This is a genomic window from Kitasatospora sp. NPDC056800 (genome assembly GCF_042789775.1).
Taxonomy (GTDB): Bacteria; Actinomycetota; Actinomycetes; order Streptomycetales; family Streptomycetaceae; genus Kitasatospora.
This window is the reverse complement of the sequence record NZ_JBHUAL010000071.1, coordinates 23,148-38,332: the sequence shown is the minus strand read 5'-3', so window position 1 is coordinate 38,332 and position 15,185 is coordinate 23,148. Positions and strand designations below refer to the sequence as shown.

Here is a 15,185-nt window from a genome sequence, read left to right as displayed (position 1 = left end):
GGCCTCCCCTGCCGATCGGCAGGGGAGGCCCGGGGTGCGGACGCGGACCACGCGGGACGCGGGACGCGACAGCGGTTGGGGGAGCGCCGGCTACACCCGCGCCGGCAGCCGGGTGCAGACCGCTCCCGCCACCAGCGGAGCGGGCTCGGCGCCCAGGACGCCGAGGGTGAAGGCGGTGGTCAGCGCGCTGATGTCGCGGGACTCGCGGAGCAGCAGGTGGTTGGCGCCCGGGGCCTCGTACCGCGCGAGGTCCGGGGCGACCCGCCGGGCGCGCAGCGCGTACTCCAGGGACTGGGTGGCGCTGGCCGAGCTGTGGTCCCCGGTGCCGTGGACGATCAGCACCCGCCGCCCGGCCAGCTGGTCGACCGGGTCGCCGCTGGGCAGCCACGGCGCGATCCCGGCCACGCCGACCACCGACGGGTGCCCGGCGCACCAGAAGGCGGCGCGCCCGCCCAGCGAGTTGCCGATCAGCACGACGGGTGCGCCCGGGTAGAGCCGGGCCAGCTCGTCGAGCGCCCAGCAGGTGTCGACGGCGGTGTCGGCGTCCGCGTCGTTCCAGCCGCCGTGGCGGTAGCGCAGCAGGTGCACCGCGAGGCCGTGCGGCCGGCCGCGGTCGGTGAGTTCGGTGGCCAGGTCCCGCAGGCCCAGCTCGGCGACCCGCATCGGTGCGCGCCGACTGCGGAGGAACCCGCCCGGCAGCAGCAGGGCGACGCCGGTGACCGGCTCCTCGCCCCGTCGTGGGGTCAGCTCTGCGGTGCGCGGACGCTGCGCTCGGAACACGCGAATTCCCTCCTGATGTGTACAGGCGGATTCTACGGTTCCGAGGAGGGGTCGCGGTGCGCGAGCAGGGACCACAGGACCCAGCCGGAGACCCGGGTGCGCTCCACCATGACCTTCGCCCAGCGGGCGCCGAGCGGTGAGGTCCAGGTGTCCACGACCTCGACCCGGTCACCCGAACGGGCGAGTCCGATGACGGTCTCCTCGCCGAAGTGGTCGACCCGGACGTTGGCGGCGTTGGCCGACACCTCCCACCAGCCCGCACCGGGCTCGGGCGGCAGGTCGGTGCCCGCCGTGACGGCCGTCGGGATGAGCAGGATGCCCAGCGCGACCACGGTGGCCGCCGCACGGCCGATCACGGCCACGGGGACCTCCGTGCGGTGGTCCGCGCGGTGCCGCGTACGGGCAGCGGTGAGGGCATCGGGATCAGGGGAGGCATGTACAGCAGAACGAGCCGACCGGGCGTGCGCGTACAGTCCGGCGCCGAGGTTGACCCGGTCGGCGCAGCACGACGTGCGGACCCGGTGCCGCCGGTGCCCCGGCGGATGCCCGACGCATGTCAACTGTCCGGCCGTAGCGCGGGGTTGGCGCGCCCTGGCGGACGGCCGTCGAGTCGGCCGGCGGCGGCACGGGGTGCGGGCAGGGCCGGTCGGGCGAGGCGGTCACACGGGGCGGTCACAGGGGGCGGTCACTCCGGGCGCTGCTCCGCCAGGAGCTTCGCCCGGGTCTCCCGGACGAACGCCGCGACGACGTCCGCGTCGGCGAGCACGCGGGTGACGACCCGTCCGCCCCGGCCCGGTCCGGTGCGCTCCGTGATCCGCAGCTCGCGCGTGTCCTCGGCGCTGATGTCCTGGAGGTCGCTCCACGGCAGCGGGGCCGTGGGGTGGTCGTCGTCGGGGTCGAGGAGGAGCCCCGCGGGCAGCACGGCGAGCACCGTCCCGAATAGGACGTGTCCCTCCTCCTCGAACCGCTCGTGCAGCGGCGCGGTGTAGCGCGGCAGCAGGCCCGCGCGGATGGCCTCGGCCAGCCCCGGTTCGTAGCGGCCCGCCAGTTTCGAGACCACGAAGGGGGTTTCGCGGCCGCGCGCGAGGATGAGGACGCGGCCGAAGTGCTCGACGCTCAGGTTGCCGCGGAACTCCATCCGGGAGGGTATGTACTCGTAGCTCTCGATGGCGTCCCAGGGGAGGGCGCGGAAGTCGCCGCCGGCGTGGTGGAGGACGAGGCCGCCCTGGTAGCGCGCCACGGCGACCAGCCCGGAGCGCGGCGGGACCTTCTGGTAGGCCACGGCGGCCGCTGCCACGGCGGCGACCGCGAGGACGGCGCCCCACCAGGTCCAGCCGGAGGCGGCGAGGACGAGGATGCCGGGCAGACCCAGGCCCCACTTGCCCACGCCGTCGCCGATCCGGCGGCTCGTCCGGTACAGCCGCCGCCGTTCGCCCAAGCCCGCCTCGGCCGCGACCTCGTCGCAGCGGGTGGCACCACTCATCGCTGACTCCCCTCGGCTGTGGAGCGCGCCAGTCTAGTCAGGGTGGTCGGACAGCCGGTCGGGGCGGCCGGGCGGTCGGGCCGGGTGGGTGGTGAAATCCCTTGCCCGCAAAGGCTGGTAACACTGTTTCCGATCGGTTACGTTGTTACCCATGAGCACGCCCTACCAGGACGCGCAGCGGGTCGGCCAGGATGCCGTACGCGCCGTGATCCTTGACCGCGCCATCTCCCTCCTCGTCGCCGAAGGCCCCGCCGCGCTGACCGTGCGCCGGATCGCCGCCGAGATCGGCTCCTCGACCAAGGTGCTGTACACGATGTTCGGCGGGAAGGAGGGGCTGCTCGACGCGCTGTACCGGGAGGGCTTCGCACGACTGCGCCGGGCGCAGGAGCAAGTCCCGCGCGGGAGCGACCCGTTGGAGTACCTGACCGAGCTCGGCCGCGCCTACCGGGAGCGGGCGGTTACCGAACCCGCCTACTACCGCGTGATGTTCGAGCAGCCGGTGCCCGGATTCCGGCCCAGCGCCGAGGCGTTGGCCCTGGCCGACGGCGCGTTCGGCGCCTCGGTGGCCGCCGTCGAGGCCTGCATGGCGGCCGGGGTCTTCCGGCCCGGCGACGCCCTGGAGGTCTCCAACCTCTTCTGGGCGGCCACCCACGGTGCGGTGAGCCTGGAGCTCGCCGGCCACTTCGCGTCGGCCGAGGCCGGGGCGCGCTACGAGGCGCTGATGGCCGCACTGGGGCGGGCGTTCGGCGCCGGTTCGTGAACGAGTCCGGACACCCCATCACCTGACGAGAGGCCGAGACGATGAGCCCAGGCGACCCGATCCGCAACGGCACGATCGGCAAGAGCAACGGCAACGGCGCGATCAGCAACAGCAACGGCAACAGCAACAACGGTACGAGGCGCAGCCGCTACGTCTCCGGGAACTTCGCCCCGGTGACCGAGGAGGTCACGGCCTACGACCTGCCCGTCACCGGCCGGATCCCCGCCCACCTCGACGGCCGCTACCTGCGCAACGGCCCCAACCCGCTGGGCATCGACGACCCGGGCGCACACCTGTGGACCCTCGGTGCGGGCATGGTGCACGGCGTGCGGATCCGGGACGGGCGCGCCGAGTGGTACCGCAACCGCTGGGTCCGCTCCGGCGCGGTCGCCGACCGGCTCGGTGAGCCCCGGCGCGGCACGCCCGTCGACGAGCGGATGGACATCTCCCCCAACGTGCAGGTCGCGGGCCTCGCCGGGCGCACCTACGCGCTGCTCGAAGGCGGCATCCGCCCGTACGAACTCACCTACGAGCTGGACACGGTGGGGCCGTGCGGGCTGGGCGCCACGCCGGAGGGGTACAGCGCCAACGCCCACTCGGTCGTCGACCCGCACACCGGGGAACTGCACTCGCTGGCCTTCCTGTACGGCTCCGAGCAGGTGCAGCACATCGTGATGGACGCCGCCGGCACCGTCCGGCGCAGCACGCTGATCGAGGTGCCCGGGAACCCGTACATGCACGACTTCGCGCTCACCGAGCGGTTCGTGCTGCTGTACGACACGCAGGTGGTGTTCAGCCCGGCGCACCTGGCCACCGGGGTGCCCTTCACCTGGGACGAGCGGCGCGCCGTCCGGGTCGGGGTGATGCCGCGCGAGGGCGGCGCGGTGCGGTGGTTCGAGCTCGCGCCGCACCTGGTCGGGCACACCCTCAACGCGTACGAGCGGACGGCGGACGAGCTGGTGGTCGACGTCGTGCGGCACCCGCCGGGCATGGACCTGCGGAACATCGGCGCGAGCCGGCCCACGCTCGACCGCTGGACGGTCGACCTGGCGGCGGGGACGGTCCGGGAAAAGCGGCTGGACGACCGGGTGCAGGAGTTCCCGCGCCTCAACCCGCGGCACACCGGCCGCCCCTACCGCTACGGCTACGCGGCCGCCGTCGAGCTCTACGCGCCGCCGACCGGCCCCGGGGACGACCGCCCGGACGAGGGCTTCAGCAACGCCCTGCTCAAGCACGACCTGAGCCGGGGGACCGTCGAGGCCCACGAGTTCGGGCGCGACGGGGCGGTGGGCGAGGCGGTGTTCGTGGCCGCCGAGTCGCCGACGGCGGAGGACGACGGGTACCTGATGGCGTACGTCCACGACCCGGAGCGGGGAGCGGCGGACCTGGTGGTCCTCGCCGCCCAGGACTTCACCGGCGAGCCCCTGGCCCGCATCCACCTGCCGGTGCGGGTGCCCCTGGGCCTGCACGGCAACTGGGTGCCTGGCGGGGACAGGGTGCCTGGCGGGGACCGGACCGCGGGCAGGGGCGGGGACACGGGCTGGAGCTGAGGGGCCAAAATGTGCCCGCCGCGAGCACGGGCGGGATCGCGCCCGGCGGCACCGCGGGGGAGGGCGTCGGCGTAGGGGACGGGGGTCTCGACGGCGGCGAGGGCGGTGCGGGTGGGGAGGGCGGCGAGGGGGAGGCCCTGGGAGCCGGGGCGGAGCCGCCCCGGCGGGGTCATCGGGGCCGGGTGGCGCGGAGGGAGTAGGTCTGCGGGGCGGGGGCGCCGGCGGGGACGCGGAAGTGGGCGTGGGCGTGCTCGTGGAGGAAGTCCAGGCGCAGGCCCGCGTCGGCCAGGGCGGTGACGACCTCGCCGAGGCCGTGCTGCCACTGGACGGTGACGGTGGAGTCGAGCCGGGCGTCCGGGTCGGCGTAGGTGCCGGGGTAGTCGACGACGATCGGGGTGCGCTCGAAGTAGTCCTCCGCGAAGCCGCGCCCGTCGTCGGCGAGGACGTCGGCCACCGGGTGGTACTCGGCGAGGTAGAGGAAGCCGCCGGGGGTGATGAGCGAGGCGATCGTCCGGGCCCAGCGGGTGAGGTCGGGGAGCCAGCAGAGCGCGCCGAAGCCGGTGTAGACGATGTCGTACGTCCGGCCGTCGAGCGCCTCGGCGGCGGCGTAGACGTCGGAGGTGACGAAGCGGGCGTCGGCGGCGCCGATCCGGGCGGCGAGGTCGGTGGCGGCCGCGACGGCCGGGGCGGAGAAGTCGAGCCCGGTGACGACGGCGCCGCGGCGGGCCCAGGAGAGGGTGTCGAGCCCGAGGTGGCACTGGAGGTGGAGCAGGGCGCGGCCGGTGACGTCGCCGACCTCGGCGGGCTCGTAGTCCTGGAGGGTGTCACGGCCCGCGACGAAGCCGGGCAGGTCGTAGAAGGGGCCGGCGGCGTGGACGGGGACGCGCTCGTCCCAGTTCGCGCGGTTGGCGGTGCGCCAGTCGGGGGTGGTGGATGGCGTGGTCATGCCGGGCAACGCTAGTCAGCGGCCCAGGGGCGGGCAATCGATTTCCGCGCCCGGCGCGCGCCGTGGACAGCAGGTGCCACCGGCGCCCCGGGCCCGGTATGTGCGGGTCATGGCCGGGGTTTTCCCTGCTCTTTGTTCCGGATCATGGCGCGCTCTGCGACGATCCGATGATCGTCGCCCCGACGCGGTGGGCGGCGCGTCGCAGGGGAGAGACCGGCATGGCCGTTCGGCCCGAGGACAGTGTCGTCCGGGCGAAGTGGGGAGTGTGGTCCGCCTGGGACCGGGAGACCTGGATGGTGGTCTCCGGCGGGGTGCTGGGGGCGCTGTTCGCGAGCATGGGGCTGGCGGTGCTGTTCGGCCCGGCGAACGGGTTCGGCGGCGACAGCCTCGCGTACATGGGGATCATCAGCATCCTGGGGCTGATGCCCTGCGGCGCGGGCTTCGTCTGGGCGCTGATCCACCCGAGGGCCGGGTTCCCGTCGGCCGCCGTCGGGGCGGTACTGGGGCTCGGGATCTTCGTCGGCTTCGCCGGGGACGGCCTCAACGACTCCTGGAAGGCGCCGCTGGACCGGCCGTCGACGATCCGCGCGGTGGGCAGCTGGACCAGCGGGGACCTGGTGGTCCGGGCCCGGCCGGACCTGGTGGTGGCGTACCGCCGGACGACCGGGGCCGTCGCCTGGCACTGGGCCCCGCCCGGGGAGGACACGGTGTGCGCGATGAGCCGGACGACCGGGCCTGACGGCACGGGCCGCGGCGGCGCCCTCGGCCTGATCGGCCACGCGCCGCACGACAAGCCGTGCTCCGCCGTCACCGCGCTCGACCTCTCCGACGGCAGGGAGGGCTGGACCGCCGCCGTGGACGCGCCCGCCCGGGACGGGGACGACGCGACTCCGGACGTGGTCGCGGTGGCCGGGCAGCAGGCCCTCCTCCAGGAGAAGGCCGGCTGGCGCGCCGTACGGCTGGCCGACGGCCGGGACGTCTGGCGCGGCGCGGCCGACCCGGGCTGCACCCCGCTGCAGGTCGCGGGCGGGCCCGGGGACGCCGTCACGGTCGCGCAGTGCGGCGCCGCGCCGCCCGTGCTGCGCTCGCTGGCCCCGGCGGACGGCCGGGAGCAGCGGCGGATCGCGCTGCCCGCGGCGGGCGGGCTGAAGAACCTCGCGGTGGTCTCGGTCGACCCGCTCGCGGTGTGGGTGGACGCCCAGGCCGAGCGCGGCACCCACGCGGTGCTCAGCTACGACCGGACCGGCCGGCAGCGGGCGGTGATACCGGTCGCCGGGGACGAGTACGACCTGGACGTGATGCTGGGCGGGCTGCACGCCTTCGACGAGTTCAGCGCCCGGCCGCTGTTCGGCGGGGTGGTGGTCGGGGACCTGTTCGTCGTACCGGGGGAGAAGCCCGGCGACATCGGCATCAGCGGCGGCAAGCACCCGAGCCGCACCGCCACCGGCCGGCTGCTGGCGTACTCGCTGACGGACGGCGGCAAGCGGTGGACGGCGGGGCTCGACGACCAGGTGACCGGTCTGGTGGTGGACGGCGGCTCGGTGTGGGCGATGACCCGGGGCCGGGTGACCAGGGTGGAGGCGGCGACCGGGCGGCAGAGCGCCGTGCTGGACGTCAACGACACCGCGTCGCTCTATCCGGTGGACCTGTCGGTGTCGGACGCGGAGCGGTTCACGGTGGTCGCGGAGGACGGGACGCGGGACGAGCCGCCGGTGCGGGCGATGAGCTGACGGGGCCCGCCGCCGACGGACCTGACCCTTTCGGGTGGTTGTGTCAGTCTGGTGGGGGAGCACCGCCGAGACCGGGAGACTCGTGATGGCCGAGATCAGGGTGAACGGGGTGGCGCTGCACTACGAGGCCCGTGGCGAGGGCCCCGGCGTCGTCCTGGTGCACGGTTCCTGGAGCGACGCGGACTCCTGGGCGCGGGTGCTGCCCGGCCTGGCGGAGTCCACCACCGCGGTCGCCTACGACCGCCGGGGGCACAGCCGCAGCGAGGACCCGCTCACCCAGGGTTCGGTGCACGAGGACGCGGCCGACCTGGCCGGGCTGATCCACGAACTGGGCCTCGCGCCCGCCTTCGCCTACGGCGACTCCTACGGCGCCCTGGTCGTCCTCCGGCTCGCCGCCGCCCGGCCCGACCTGCTGCGCGGGATCGCCGTGCACGAGCCGCCGGGCACCGGCATCCTGCTCGCCGACCCGGACCTGCGACCGCTCGGCACCGGCTTCGCCGACCGGATCGCCGCCGTCCGGGAGCTGCTGGAACAGGCCGAGTCGGCGGCCGCCGCCGAACTGTACGTGGACAGCCTCGCCTTCGGCCCCGGCGCCTGGGAGCAGCTGCCCGCGCCGGTCCGGCACAGCTACATCCGCAACGCGCCCACCTACCTGGACGAGCTGCGCGACCCGGACGCGCTCGACCTCGACCTCATCGGGCTCGCCCGCTTCGGCGAGCCCGCGCTGCTCACCCAGAGCGACGAGAGCGCGCCGATGTTCGCCGAGGTGCTGGACCTCATCGACCTCACCTTGCCCAAGGCGGAACGCCACCTGTACGGCGGCGCCGGGCACGCCCCGCACCTGTCGCAGCCGGAGGAGTGGGTGCGGGTGGTGCTGCCGCGGGCGCTGCTCTGAGACTGCCGCGGCTTCCGCGATTGATGTGACGGTGCGTCACCTTCGCTGGCTCCGTCGGGGATTCGCCCCTGGTCGAATCCCCGGATAACCGCTCGCCTTCGCCGTCGTCCCGGGCGCAGGCTACTTCCGTGCCCGCGTCAGTACGGACGCGGTGCGAGCGGAAGGACTCACATGACGAGCAAGCGCGGCCGCATCGCCGCCCTGCTGGGCGCCGTCGCGGTGGTCGCCGGCACCACGCTGGCCACTCCCGCGGCCGCCACGGCCGACACACCCGCCACGGCCAGGCCCGGCGGCGGGATCACCGGACAGGCGCCCTGCCCGGACGCGCCCGAGTTCACCTGCGGGACCCTCACCGTCCCGCTCGACCACAGCGGCGCCGTCCCCGGCACCCTCGACCTCGCCGTGGCCGTCGCCGGGAACACCGCGGCCCCCAAGGGCGACCTGCTGTTCCTCACCGGCGGCCCCGGCCAGCCCGGCGTCCCGCTGATGAAGCGGATCGCCGGCAAGATGGCGCCCGTCCTCAAGGATTACCGCCTGGTGATGTACGACCAGCGCGGCACCGGCGCCCGTGCGCTCCAGTGCCCGGGCCTCCAGGAGGACATGGGTTCCTCCGACCTCGCCGTGCCGCGCAGGCAGTCGATCGCGGACTGCGCCGCCACCCTGGGCCCCAACGCCCGCTTCTACAGCACCGCGGACACCGTCGCCGACATCGACCGGCTGCGCGGCGCCCTCGGCGACCGGCGGCTGACCCTCGACGGCGTCTCGTACGGCACCCTCGTCGCCGAGCGGTACGCGCTCGCCCACCCGGCGCACGTGGCCCGGCTGGTGCTCGACTCGGTGGTGCCGCAGCAGGGCTACGACCCGCTCGACCTGGCCGCCCTGCCCGCCAGTGCCCGGGTGCTGCGGGCCGCCTGCCAGGCCACCGGCTGCACCACCGACCCGGCCGCCGACCTCGCCGCCACCGTCCGCCGGTACGGCAACGGGGCGCAGGTCCTGGACGCCCTCACCAGCTACGAGTTCACCGACCCGAACTACGGCGGGGTCCCGGAGGCGCTGCACGAGGCCGCCGCCGGGCAGCCCGCCAAGCTCCAGGCCTTCATCGAGACCGTCCACCGGGACGACGCGGCCCCGGCCGAGGCGCTCAGCCAGGGCCTGCACGCCGCCACCGTCTGCGCGGACTCGCGCTTCCCGTGGGGCAGCACCGACACCCCCGTCGAGGGCCGGGCGGCCGCGCTGGAGCGCACCCGGCAGCGGCTGACCGCCGAGCAGACCTGGCCGTACGACCCGGCGACCGCGACCGGGCTCGGCAGCCAACTGGTCTGCCTGGACTGGCCGCGCGAGCAGGTGCCGCCGATCCCGTCGGCGCACCGCAGGCTGCCGAACGTGCCGGTGCTGCTGCTCGGCGGCGACCGGGACCTGTCCACGCCGAACGAGTGGCTGTACCAGCAGGCGGAGCTGGCGCACGACCCGCAGGTCGTGATCGTCCCGGGTGCGGCGCACTCGGTGCAGACCCGGGCGGCCGACCCGGCGGGGCGGCAGGCGGTGTACGACTTCCTGCTCAAGTAGCGGGGGCCGTCGGCGGGTTGCGGCCGACGGTGGACCGCCGCCGGCGGTGGGCCGTTCCGAGCAGGGGACGGAACGGCTCGCCGCCGCGCTACGGCCCGGCCGCGCCCCAGCCGTCGTCGGGCAGGGAGCGGTCGGGCTCGGGGCAGTCGAGGTGTTCGTAGCCCCACAGCAACGCCTTGTGCAGCGCCCACGCCTCCAGCGGCGGCCCGTCCTGGGACGCCCGGTTCGTCAGGACCAGCTCCACCCGGACCTCCTCGGCCGGCGAGAACAGCAGGTTCCGCTGGTCCGGGAGGTTCTCGTACGTCACCGTCTGCCAGCTGTGGCCGGTGGCGGTCAGCGCCGCCATCAGGTCGGCCTCGGAGACGCGGGTGTCGAGCGTCGCCGAACCGCCGCCCGGCTGCGGGAGGTCGAGCTCTCCCTGCCAGACCGGCAGGGAGAGCGAGTGGAGCCGGCGGCAGCGGCAGAACACCGTCCGCACGTCGCCCCAGCAGAAGGCGTGCGGCCACCGGTCGCCCCGGTGGATGCCGCCGCCGTCCCACGGATCGCCGTAGTGGACGGCGAGTTCGGGCAGCGAGGCGCCGTAGCGCAGCTCGCCGAGGCCGCCGGTGGTGGCCAGGACGGTGACGAGCGGGAGGAAGCCGGTCAGCCCAGGCACTCGCGCACCGCCTCGATCAGGCGGTTCGCCCGGGCGTCGCCGTGGCCGATCATCCGGTTGGCGACATAGGCGAAGCCGACGCCGAACTCGTCGTCCCCGAAGGCGAACTGGCCGCCGGCGCCGTCGTTGCCGAAGCTGCGCGCGCCGAGCAGCGGGCGGAAGGCCGGGGAGTCGAGCAGCAGCCCGGAGCCCCAGCGGGCGCCCATGTCGAAGCCCAGGAAGCCCGCCCCGGAGGAGACTTCGCGCACCGCGCCGGTCACCGTGTCGGGCGAGATCAGGCGGGGCGCGCCGTCCAGTCCGGTGGCCGCCGCCGCGTAGAGGCCCGCCAGGCCGGTGGCGGAGGCGACGGCGCCCGCGCCGGGCAGCTCGATCGCGTGCAGCGCCGGGTCGTTCCAGCCGTGCGGCACGTCCAGGCCGGGGAAGACCAGGGCGCCGTTCATGGTGACGATCCGGGTCAGCAGGTGCTCCGGGCCGGGCATCGGACGGCGGCCCTCGGCCTCCACCAGCCGGGCCACGCGGGGGAGTTCGCTCTCCGGCAGGCCGATCCAGACCGGCAGGCCGAGCGGCTCGGCGATCTCCTTGCGCAGGAACGCGCCCGGGGTCAGCCCGGTGATCCGGCGGATCACCTCGCCGACCGCGAAGCCGAGCACATGGCCGTGGTACTCGTACGCGGTGCCCGGCTCCCAGAGCGGCTGCTGCGCCTCGATCGCCCGGACCACCGGATCCCAGGCGGCGACCTCCTCGAAGGAGAGCACCGCGTCCAGGGCGGGGATGCCGGCCCGGTGGCCGAGGATCATCCGGGTGGTGACGTCCTGCTTGCCGTTGCGGGCGAACTCCGGCCAGTAGCGGGCGACCGGCGCGTCCAGGTCGAGCCGGCCCCGCTCGGCGAGCAGGTGGGCGCTGATGCTCACCGGGCCCTTGGCACAGGAGAAGACGGGCACGAGGGTGTCCTGCGCCCAGGCCCGCCCGGTGCGCTCGTCGGCCGTGCCGCCCCACAGCTCGACCACCTTCCGGCCCCCGACGAATACCGTGACGGCGGCGCCCAGCTCGGGGAACCCGGCGAAGTTGGCGGCGAAGACGTCCGCGACGGCGCCGAAGCGCTCGTCGGCCCAGCCCTGGTGCTGCTGCATGATGTGGTGCCCCGTTCTGCCCAGTTCCGCCCTCAAGATCGACCGAACCACGCTACGGGAGCCCGGCGCCCCTGACGAGGGGATTTCACCAGGCCGGGACGGGTGGGACGGATGTGGCAGACTCGCCGGCCCCGGCCTGCGGCGGCTGTACCACCCGTACGACGGCGGGGCGGACGTCTACCTGGCGTCGACGGAGGAGCGGGACCGGCTGAAGGAGCGGCACGCCGGGTGGCTGTCGGGGCACCCGAACGGCCTGTGAGCGGCCGGGCCGGGCGGACGGCTTGCCCTCACCGTCGTCCGCCGCGCACAGTGTCCGGAGCGCGTTGACGATCACGCGCCCCGGCAGCCCGGCTGCCGCAGCGAGCGAGGGAGCGACACATGGCCGTCAGTCTGAGTAAGGTCGAGCAGAGCGCGCCCGCACTGGTGAGCCTCTACAAGACGGCCGGCGCCTCGGTGGAGCGGCGCGGGCTGAACGGCCAGCGGGTGGCGGTGTACCTGGTGGTCGACTACTCCGGCTCGATGCGGCCCTACTACAAGGACGGCAGCGTCCAGGCGCTCGCCGACCGGGTCCTGGGGCTGTCGGCCCACCTGGACGACGACGGGACCGTGCCGGTCGTCTTCTTCTCCACCGAGGTCGACGCCCAGGCCGAGATCGCCCTGGAGGACCACGCGGGCTGGATCGACCGGATCGTCGCGGGCCTCGGCCACATGGGCAGGACCAGCTACCACCTGGCGATGGACGCGGTCATCCGGCACTACCGGGAGAGCGGGGCCACGGACCCGGCCTTCGTGCTGTTCCAGACGGACGGCGGCCCGATCAGCAAGCCCGCGGCGGAGAAGAAGCTCTGCGAGGCGGCGACGCTGCCGATCTTCTGGCAGTTCATCGGCTTCGGCGACCCGGACAGCCGGCAGTTCGACTTCCTGCGGAAGCTGGACGAACTGCCCGTCCCGGAGAAGCGGCCGATCGACAACGCGGGCTTCGTCCACCTGGGGCGCGACCCCCGGACGGTCTCCGACGACGAGCTGTACGACCTGCTGCTCACCGAGCTGCCGAGCTGGCTGGTGGCCGCCCGGGCCCAGGGCATCGTCCCGGACGGCCCGGCGCTGCGGCCGCCGGTCGGCGCCACGGCCGAGGAGCAGCCGCAGCGCCGGGGCTTCTGGGCCACCCTGACCGAGGGACTGGGGAAGCGGGGCCGCCGCGGTCGGTAACCCGACGGCGTCGGGGCCAGGCGCTCTCTTCCGGATCACGCCGCGCGCCCGGCATGATCCGAAAGAGAGGGCCTAGACCGCGGGGACCATCCCGAGCAGCTCGCTCAGGCGGCGGACCGTGGCGGGCGACTCGCGGTGCAGGCCGGCGATGTCGAGGCCCTCGTCTCCCAGAATCATCAGCAGCGCCTGCTCCCCGATCGCCAGCACCACGACGTAGCCGCTGGTGCAGCGGGTGACCACGTCGCGCAGGCCGCCCACGCCGACCTCGGCCGCGGTGCGCCGGCCGAGGCCGAGCATGGCGGCGGACAGGGCGGCGGCCGACTCGGGGTGGACGGCGGCCGTGTCGGCGGCCACCAACAGGCCGTCGGTGGTGGAGATGACACTCTCCGAGATGCCCATGACCCGGTCGCGGAGGGACTTCAACTCGTCGACCAGCACGGCGGTCGGTGTCTGGCTGCTCATGGTGCGCTCTTCTCGCTCTGCTCGGTCGTCTCGGTACGCGCGGTGTGCTCGGCGCGGTGTGCGTTCGGTTGACCGTCGGAAGCGGCCGCCGCTCCCTCGGATCGGGCGGGCAGGCCGCCGGGACCGCCCGGACCACCCGCGCCGCGTCCGCTGCGGACGCGGCGCGGTAGCGGCCCGGTGTCGGCCGGCGGCGGTTCGCTCGTCGGCGTGCGCGGGGCCACGCTCGGTGCCAGGGGCCCCGGGTGAGCCGGTTCCCGGTGGAGCAGGTGCCGGGCGTCCATCCGTACGACGTCGAGGAGCACGGCGAACACACCGCGTCCCAGGGCGAAGCCGAGGTCGCGCGCGGTGCGGCGGCCGGTGGCGGCGGCCAGGATCTCCCGGTAGCGGACCGGGATCCGCAGCGCGCCGGACTCGGCCCGGGCGGCAGGACGGATCCGGATGCGGGCCAGTTCGCCGGGCGGTCCCCAGAGGCGGGTCAGCAGGGCCGTCCGCCGGGCGGTCTCCTCGAAGAGCCGCTCCGGCTCGATGCCCGGGCGCAGCGCGATCCTGGCAGGCGGCGCCGCCTCGGCCGTCTCCCAACTGCCGGGCGGGCTCAGCACCAGGGCGAAGGCCCCGTCGAAGGCGGCGGCGGCGCAGACGGCTTCGAGCTCGGCGGCGCCGATCGACCCCTGAGCCACCAGGGCCGCGCCGAGGTCGCCGCCCCAGGTCGGGGGAGCGTCGGTCGGTCGGCCGATGGACGCGGCCGTCTCGGCGGACGCCCACTCCTCCTCGCCGACGCGCCGGGACTTCAGCAGCAGGGTCGCGGCGGTCGGGGCCCCGGGGGTCTCGATCGCCGCGACCAGACCCTGCTCCAGGTGGATCGTGCCGCCCGGTGCGCTGGAGACGGTGACCGAGCCGGTGAACTCCGTCCGGCGCAGCGCGAGCAGCAGTGCGGGCACGTTGCGCGCGGTGGGTGGAGCCGGCGTCGTGGGAGTCGCGGGCACGGCGGGCGGCGCCGTGCCGTGGGACGGGTCGGTCATGCCAGCAAGTCCTGCGCGCGGTCGGCGGTCTGGCGGAGGGCCAGTGCCAGGTTGGTCCGTTCCCGGTCCAGCACGGTGGCCAGCAGCAGGGGGTCGCCCTTCCGGGACAGCACCTGGACGACCTGGTGATGGCGGGTGCTGGTGACCACCAGGCTCTCCAACTCGCTCTCCGCCCCTGCCTCGTACAGCCGCTCGCCGATCAGGTTGGTCAGCTCGGCGAGTTCGGCCCCGGTCCCGAGCAGCCGGTGGTCCCCGGCGGACTGGTAGCTGAGACCCGTGACGGCGTCGACGAGCGCGGCACCGACCACTCCGGGGGAGCCGAGCACATCGGAGAGGGAAGCGTCGAGTGCGCGCACCAGTACCCCTTCACGTTCTGAACCCCGGCAGCGTACTTTATTCCATCATTTTCACGAGGCGACCACAACCGGCGGCTTCTTGCTATTTTGTTCCCGCACACGGGAGTTCTGCCCGGAAGTCACGCAAAGGACGAACAGCGCATGAACATTGACGAGGCACTCAAGGACGCGATGGCCATCGAGGGGGCCATCGGAGTGGCCGTGGCCGACCACGAGAGCGGTATGTCACTCGGGTTCCTCGGCGGGGGGCAGCAGCTCGACCTGGAGATTGCGGCCGCCGCCAACACCGAGGTCGTTCGTGCGAAGATACGCGCCTTGGCCGCGCTGTCGATCGATGATGTCATCGAGGACGTCCTGATCACCCTCGGCACCCAGTACCACCTGATCCGCCCGCTGACCCGCGGTCACGGCTCGCTCTTCCTCTACCTGGCGCTGGACCGCTCGCGGGCCAACCTCGCGCTCGCCCGGCACGGTCTCAAGCGCATCGAGGCCGCTCTCGACATCTAGCGGGGCCGGGCCGGCCGCCCGGGTGTCCGCGCCCCGTCCGGACGCCCTGCCCGAAGGCCCGCGCGGGCCGCGTTTCGCGCGCGGAATTCCGGACGGAGCGAATGCGCGGCGTGACGAAGCGGCTACGGAGATCCGTC

At 74.5% G+C, this 15,185-nt stretch carries 15 protein-coding genes and 1 pseudogene; 7 read left to right on the top strand and 9 right to left on the bottom strand.

The genetic code is table 11. The annotated features are described in order from the left end of the window. Positions 1-90: 90 nt before the first annotated feature. The 3 genes from ACFRQN_RS17985 to ACFRQN_RS17975 form a co-directional block, all read right to left on the bottom strand. Entirely contained in the window at positions 91-780 is a 690-nt protein-coding gene (locus ACFRQN_RS17985) for an alpha/beta hydrolase (RefSeq protein ID WP_380741149.1), read from the bottom strand. A gap of 32 nt (positions 781-812) precedes the next feature. Beyond that, the gene (locus ACFRQN_RS17980; RefSeq protein WP_074002406.1) at positions 813-1,142 is read right to left on the bottom strand and encodes a hypothetical protein; all 330 of its coding nucleotides are present in this window, start codon (positions 1,140-1,142) and stop codon (positions 813-815) included. Between the two features lie 323 nt (positions 1,143-1,465). After that, entirely contained in the window at positions 1,466-2,263 is a 798-nt protein-coding gene (locus ACFRQN_RS17975; protein WP_117487133.1) for a hypothetical protein, read from the bottom strand. 151 nt (positions 2,264-2,414) lie between these two features. Between ACFRQN_RS17975 and ACFRQN_RS17970 the strand changes: the two genes are divergently transcribed. Next, positions 2,415-3,023, top strand: coding sequence for a WHG domain-containing protein (locus ACFRQN_RS17970; protein WP_375875513.1), 609 nt, complete (start codon positions 2,415-2,417; stop codon positions 3,021-3,023). A gap of 41 nt (positions 3,024-3,064) precedes the next feature. Continuing rightward, complete coding sequence (locus ACFRQN_RS17965) at positions 3,065-4,573, top strand: carotenoid oxygenase family protein (protein WP_380741148.1); 1,509 nt, start codon at positions 3,065-3,067, stop codon at positions 4,571-4,573. Between the two features lie 169 nt (positions 4,574-4,742). Here the strand turns inward: ACFRQN_RS17965 and ACFRQN_RS17960 are convergent, their stop codons facing one another. Continuing rightward, the gene (locus ACFRQN_RS17960) at positions 4,743-5,519 is read right to left on the bottom strand and encodes a class I SAM-dependent methyltransferase (RefSeq protein ID WP_380741147.1); all 777 of its coding nucleotides are present in this window, start codon (positions 5,517-5,519) and stop codon (positions 4,743-4,745) included. A gap of 218 nt (positions 5,520-5,737) precedes the next feature. Here ACFRQN_RS17960 and ACFRQN_RS17955 point away from each other — a divergent pair, with 218 nt between their 5' ends. The 3 genes from ACFRQN_RS17955 to ACFRQN_RS17945 all read left to right on the top strand — a co-directional run bounded on the left by ACFRQN_RS17955 (position 5,738) and on the right by ACFRQN_RS17945 (position 9,710). Beyond that, the gene (locus ACFRQN_RS17955; RefSeq protein WP_380741146.1) at positions 5,738-7,249 is read left to right on the top strand and encodes a PQQ-binding-like beta-propeller repeat protein; all 1,512 of its coding nucleotides are present in this window, start codon (positions 5,738-5,740) and stop codon (positions 7,247-7,249) included. An 85-nt stretch (positions 7,250-7,334) separates the two neighbouring features. Continuing rightward, the gene (locus tag ACFRQN_RS17950) at positions 7,335-8,144 is read left to right on the top strand and encodes an alpha/beta fold hydrolase (RefSeq protein WP_380741145.1); all 810 of its coding nucleotides are present in this window, start codon (positions 7,335-7,337) and stop codon (positions 8,142-8,144) included. A 171-nt stretch (positions 8,145-8,315) separates the two neighbouring features. Beyond that, on the top strand, positions 8,316-9,710 hold the full coding sequence (locus ACFRQN_RS17945) for an alpha/beta hydrolase (protein ID WP_380741144.1): 1,395 nt from the start codon (positions 8,316-8,318) through the stop codon (positions 9,708-9,710). 88 nt (positions 9,711-9,798) lie between these two features. Here the strand turns inward: ACFRQN_RS17945 and ACFRQN_RS17940 are convergent, their stop codons facing one another. Both ACFRQN_RS17940 and ACFRQN_RS17935 read right to left on the bottom strand, forming a co-directional pair. Then, positions 9,799-10,365: a hypothetical protein gene (locus ACFRQN_RS17940; protein WP_380741143.1), complete on the bottom strand. Its 567-nt coding sequence runs from the start codon at positions 10,363-10,365 to the stop codon at positions 9,799-9,801. Continuing rightward, on the bottom strand, positions 10,353-11,495 hold the full coding sequence (locus tag ACFRQN_RS17935) for a serine hydrolase domain-containing protein (RefSeq protein ID WP_380741142.1): 1,143 nt from the start codon (positions 11,493-11,495) through the stop codon (positions 10,353-10,355). The genes ACFRQN_RS17940 and ACFRQN_RS17935 overlap by 13 nt, the downstream gene beginning before the upstream one ends. Positions 11,496-11,873: 378 nt before the next feature. Here ACFRQN_RS17935 and ACFRQN_RS17930 point away from each other — a divergent pair. Next, positions 11,874-12,584, top strand: a pseudogene (locus ACFRQN_RS17930) (vWA domain-containing protein); the annotation flags it as partial. A 192-nt stretch (positions 12,585-12,776) separates the two neighbouring features. On the opposite strand, the gene ACFRQN_RS17925 reads toward ACFRQN_RS17930, so the two are convergent. Genes ACFRQN_RS17925 through ACFRQN_RS17915 form a run of 3 tightly spaced genes read right to left on the bottom strand, consistent with a single transcriptional unit; the run spans position 12,777 to position 14,541 of the window. Continuing rightward, positions 12,777-13,166, bottom strand: a complete 390-nt coding sequence (locus ACFRQN_RS17925; protein ID WP_074002412.1) for a roadblock/LC7 domain-containing protein — start codon at positions 13,164-13,166, stop codon at positions 12,777-12,779. Beyond that, entirely contained in the window at positions 13,163-14,185 is a 1,023-nt protein-coding gene (locus ACFRQN_RS17920; protein WP_380741141.1) for a hypothetical protein, read from the bottom strand. Before ACFRQN_RS17920 ends, ACFRQN_RS17925 begins: the two co-directional genes overlap by 4 nt. After that, positions 14,182-14,541, bottom strand: coding sequence for a hypothetical protein (locus ACFRQN_RS17915; RefSeq protein WP_049654212.1), 360 nt, complete (start codon positions 14,539-14,541; stop codon positions 14,182-14,184). The genes ACFRQN_RS17920 and ACFRQN_RS17915 overlap by 4 nt, the downstream gene beginning before the upstream one ends. Before the next feature lie 141 nt (positions 14,542-14,682). On the opposite strand from ACFRQN_RS17915, the gene ACFRQN_RS17910 reads away from it, so the two are divergent. Beyond that, on the top strand, positions 14,683-15,048 hold the full coding sequence (locus ACFRQN_RS17910; protein WP_049654214.1) for a hypothetical protein: 366 nt from the start codon (positions 14,683-14,685) through the stop codon (positions 15,046-15,048). Positions 15,049-15,185 lie beyond the last annotated feature (137 nt).

Coding starts and splice junctions, on each gene's coding strand:
- ACFRQN_RS17910 (WP_049654214.1), top strand. CDS start 14,683: ATGAACATTGACGAGGCACTCAAGGACGCGATGGCCATCGAGGGGGCC.
- ACFRQN_RS17960 (WP_380741147.1), bottom strand. CDS start 5,519: ATGACCACGCCATCCACCACCCCCGACTGGCGCACCGCCAACCGCGCG.
- ACFRQN_RS17935 (WP_380741142.1), bottom strand. CDS start 11,495: ATGCAGCAGCACCAGGGCTGGGCCGACGAGCGCTTCGGCGCCGTCGCG.
- ACFRQN_RS17950 (WP_380741145.1), top strand. CDS start 7,335: ATGGCCGAGATCAGGGTGAACGGGGTGGCGCTGCACTACGAGGCCCGT.
- ACFRQN_RS17975 (WP_117487133.1), bottom strand. CDS start 2,263: ATGAGTGGTGCCACCCGCTGCGACGAGGTCGCGGCCGAGGCGGGCTTG.
- ACFRQN_RS17955 (WP_380741146.1), top strand. CDS start 5,738: ATGGCCGTTCGGCCCGAGGACAGTGTCGTCCGGGCGAAGTGGGGAGTG.
- ACFRQN_RS17965 (WP_380741148.1), top strand. CDS start 3,065: ATGAGCCCAGGCGACCCGATCCGCAACGGCACGATCGGCAAGAGCAAC.
- ACFRQN_RS17970 (WP_375875513.1), top strand. CDS start 2,415: ATGAGCACGCCCTACCAGGACGCGCAGCGGGTCGGCCAGGATGCCGTA.
- ACFRQN_RS17945 (WP_380741144.1), top strand. CDS start 8,316: ATGACGAGCAAGCGCGGCCGCATCGCCGCCCTGCTGGGCGCCGTCGCG.
- ACFRQN_RS17925 (WP_074002412.1), bottom strand. CDS start 13,166: ATGAGCAGCCAGACACCGACCGCCGTGCTGGTCGACGAGTTGAAGTCC.
- ACFRQN_RS17920 (WP_380741141.1), bottom strand. CDS start 14,185: ATGACCGACCCGTCCCACGGCACGGCGCCGCCCGCCGTGCCCGCGACT.